Source organism: Frankia sp. CoWAU3, from assembly GCF_977971855.1.
Window position 1 is genome coordinate 15,642 of record NZ_CDWWXB010000052.1, and the last position, 3,308, is coordinate 18,949.

At 67.7% G+C, this 3,308-nt stretch carries 2 protein-coding genes; one reads left to right on the forward strand and one right to left on the reverse strand.

Annotated features, from left to right (window positions below):
• Positions 1–121 precede the first annotated feature (121 nt).
• Positions 122–928, reverse strand: coding sequence for a DedA family protein (locus tag AC08ON_RS07455; protein ID WP_476606976.1), 807 nt, complete (start codon positions 926–928; stop codon positions 122–124).
• Positions 929–1,523: 595 nt separating this feature from the next.
• Between AC08ON_RS07455 and AC08ON_RS07460 the strand changes: the two genes are divergently transcribed.
• The gene (locus AC08ON_RS07460) at positions 1,524–2,732 is read left to right on the forward strand and encodes a lipase family protein (protein WP_476606977.1); all 1,209 of its coding nucleotides are present in this window, start codon (positions 1,524–1,526) and stop codon (positions 2,730–2,732) included.
• Positions 2,733–3,308 lie beyond the last annotated feature (576 nt).

Sequence of the window (3,308 nt, forward strand, 5' to 3'; positions counted from 1 at the left end):
GCCCGCCGGGACCTGTCCTCGCGACTTGGCCCGCATCACAGGTGACCGTTCGCGCGGCCACGATGACCATCGGGGTATCCCGATCGGCCTCGGTCGTCTCGATCAGCCTCGGTCGTCTCGATCAGCCTCGGTCGTCTCGATCAGCCTCGGTCAGTCCCGGGGTCTGACGTTGATGGGCGACCGAGTGACGCCCGCCGCTGCGGCGTGGCCGTACCGCGAAGGTCTCAGCCTCGTCGGTGACCGGGGCACTCCCGCCGAATCCAGCGGAGCCCTCCCGCACGGTACCGTTCCCGGCCCGCTTCCTACGGCGGGCCCGGAGAAATTCGAAAGCAATGGGAAGCACCGAGACGACGACAATCAGAATCAACATCGGCTCAATGTTGTTCCGTACAAAGTCTATCTTGCCGAGGTAGAAACCCAGAACCGTGATGCCGCAACCCCAGACCACCCCGCCCACGATGTTGTAGGTGATGAAGAGGCGGTAGTTCATCCGGCTCACGCCGGCGATAACCGGAGTGAAGGTGCGGACCACGGGAACAAACCGCGCCAGGATGATGGACCGCGGCCCGTACTTCTCGAAGAACTCGTGTGCCTGCTCGACGTACTCCTGTTTGAACAGCCGCGAGTCGGGGCGTCGGAACAACGCCGGACCAACTCTTCGACCAATTAGGTAGCCGACCTGGTCGCCAGCCACCGCGGCGAGCCCGATCAGGACAGCCGCCACCGGAAGCGGGGTGGAAAGCTCGTCGCGGGCGATCAGCATACCCACGGTGAACAGCACGGAGTCACCCGGGAGGAAGAACCCGACCAGTAGACCGGACTCCGCGAAGACGATCAGCAGAACGGCGGCCAGGCCCGCTTTGGCCAAGCTGTCCGCGCTGAGGACGCCAGGGCCGAGAGCGAGGGTGTTCGACGCGAATGCATTCACTATCGCGGGCCTCCGACAGGCTTTGACGACGGGTTGGACACGTCCGTGAGACCGCGGCAACCGTCGAGGGACCGCCACCGCACCCGCCCGAGGACACCGTAAGGGTATCGAGCGCTCTCCCGTCTCCCACCGGGCACCCGCAAGAGTGGCTCCCCGGCGTCCCGGGCACGTCCTAGGCATGTCCCGGGCGCGTCCCGGCAGGTTGCGGCATGCCCGGGTGCGCCCGGTACGTCCCTCATAGGTTCCCCACCATAGGTGCCCGATCATGGGTTCCCAAATTGTCCAGTGCAGCGATCCGCCGCCAGTCAAGATCTGGCCGGCCCAGGTGGACCGCCGACGTCGATGGCCGGATGTGCCTCATTAGGCTTAATTCGTGCGTTATCGGCGGCCAAGCCAGGATCAGCGGCCTGTTGTCCCGAGTGATCCGAGTGATCCGCCGGCCTGGCCGGATGCGTTAACGCCACGGCCCCCGCGCTCCCGGCCGATGCGGTCAGCGCGGTCAGCGCGGTCGGGGAGACCGACGCGACCGGCTGCGGGGGCCACCCCTGTCGGGGCGCACCGATGCCCTTCCCGCCCGGTCCGTACCCCGCTGCTCATGGTCCTGCTTCTGCTCGGGCTCCTGCTCGGGCTGCTGCCCCTCGCGGCCTGCGGAAAGCGGGATGGCAACGACGGATCATCCCCCGCAATCAGTGCCGGCGGACCCGATGAGCGAGGTGCATCGTTACCACCGGGAACCCGCGGGGAAATTCTGTCCAGTCAGGTGGTCGCGCCGGCCCCGACCGGCATCCGGGCGTGGCGGGTGATGTACCGATCCCACGCGACGTCGGGCGTCGACATTCCGGTGTCCGGGATAATCCTGGCCCCGGAGGAGAACGTTCCGGTTCCGCCGGGCGGCCGAAGAATCGTCGCGTTCGGGCATGGCACCACGGGCCTCAAGGATTCCTGTGCACCGTCGGCGGCACGACCCGCGCTGATCGCCGCCGCCTCGACTTTTCCGCTCGTCCAGGCCGGTTATGTCGTGGCCCTCACAAACTATCCGGGGCTGGGGAGTCCCGGCGAACACGCGATCTATGTTGCCGAGCCGGAGGGCAGGGCCGTGCTTGACGCGGCGCGCGCCGCCGCCGCCCTCAAGGCAACCGGTGCCGGTCGCGACGTCGTCCTCTGGGGCTATTCGCAGGGCGGCCAGGCGGTGTTGGCCGCCGGAGCGATTGCCGCCGCCTACGCACCCGAGCTACGGATCCGGGGAGTCGTCGCAACCGCTCCCCTGGCCGACCTGCCGGCATCCCTCGCCACCTTGCAGCACAATGCCGACGGGGTCGCCTATGTCCTGCTGGCGATGATCGGGCTGTCCGTCGAGGACCGGACGATCAACCTGGACCGGGTACTCACCCCGACCGGCCGGCGACTGCTGTCGATCGCCCGCGACCGCTGCGCCACCGACCTCATCAGGGCAAGCATCGGTACGTCCGTCAACACCGCCTTTACCGTCAATCCACTGGATCATCAGCCATTCGCAGCCGGATTCGCCCGGCAGCGAGAGGTGGCCCTGCGGAAGATGGCTCCGACCCTCGTTCTCCAGGGCGACCTCGACCTGGTGATCCGACGCCCGGTGACCGACAGCGTGGTCACCGGGCTGTGCCGGAAGGGCACGACCGTGGACTACCGGCGTTACCCCGACGCGGACCACGGCACCGTCCTCGGCGCATCGATGGCCGACCTCACCGCCTGGGTCGCGCAGCGCTTCGCCCCGCACCCGCCGCCGGTCACCGACATCTGCGAGATGCGCGCGGCTCGGTTCGGATAACCCGTCCCCGGCTAAACGGGCCCGTCCCCGGCTCACGGCAGGGCCTGTGGACAACCGTGCGCCCGAGCACACCCTGCCCATCTATGGGGACCGTCAGGTGGCTGATCCGGTAGCTGATGTGGAAAACGTCGCCGCCCGCTGCCCATGGCGACGCACCCACCCTGTGGATAAGTCCGCGGGCGCGGTGCAGAGCCCGCTCGGGTCGCACTGCCCCGAGGCGATAAGCGATGAATCCGCTCACCAGCACCCACGACGGTGACCGACGAAACCGCCGTCGTTCTCCCACCCCGGGCTGTGTGGAGCACCGTCGACCGACCGTCCCTCGACCTTCCACTGACCGTCCCCACCGTGCCCATCAACGGCGAAGGGGCAATCCGGCCACCAGCACCAGGCCAGGTGACCGGCAGAACCGTCAACCATCGTCCGGAGACGGGCAGCGTGGGCACGGGCGGCCAAAGCCGATGGACCCTGCCCGAGCTGGTTGATCGTCAGCTCATATCGCTCTTGCCCGGGTGGGGCATCGTCACCTGAGCTTGTCGTTTAACCTTCGGGTGTCACTCTGTGTGATAGTCGCTG

What these genes read in the sequence shown, in the direction of transcription:
- AC08ON_RS07460 (WP_476606977.1), top strand. Translation starts at nt 1,524, where the DNA reads ATGGTCCTGCTTCTGCTCGGGCTCCTGCTCGGGCTGCTGCCCCTCGCG.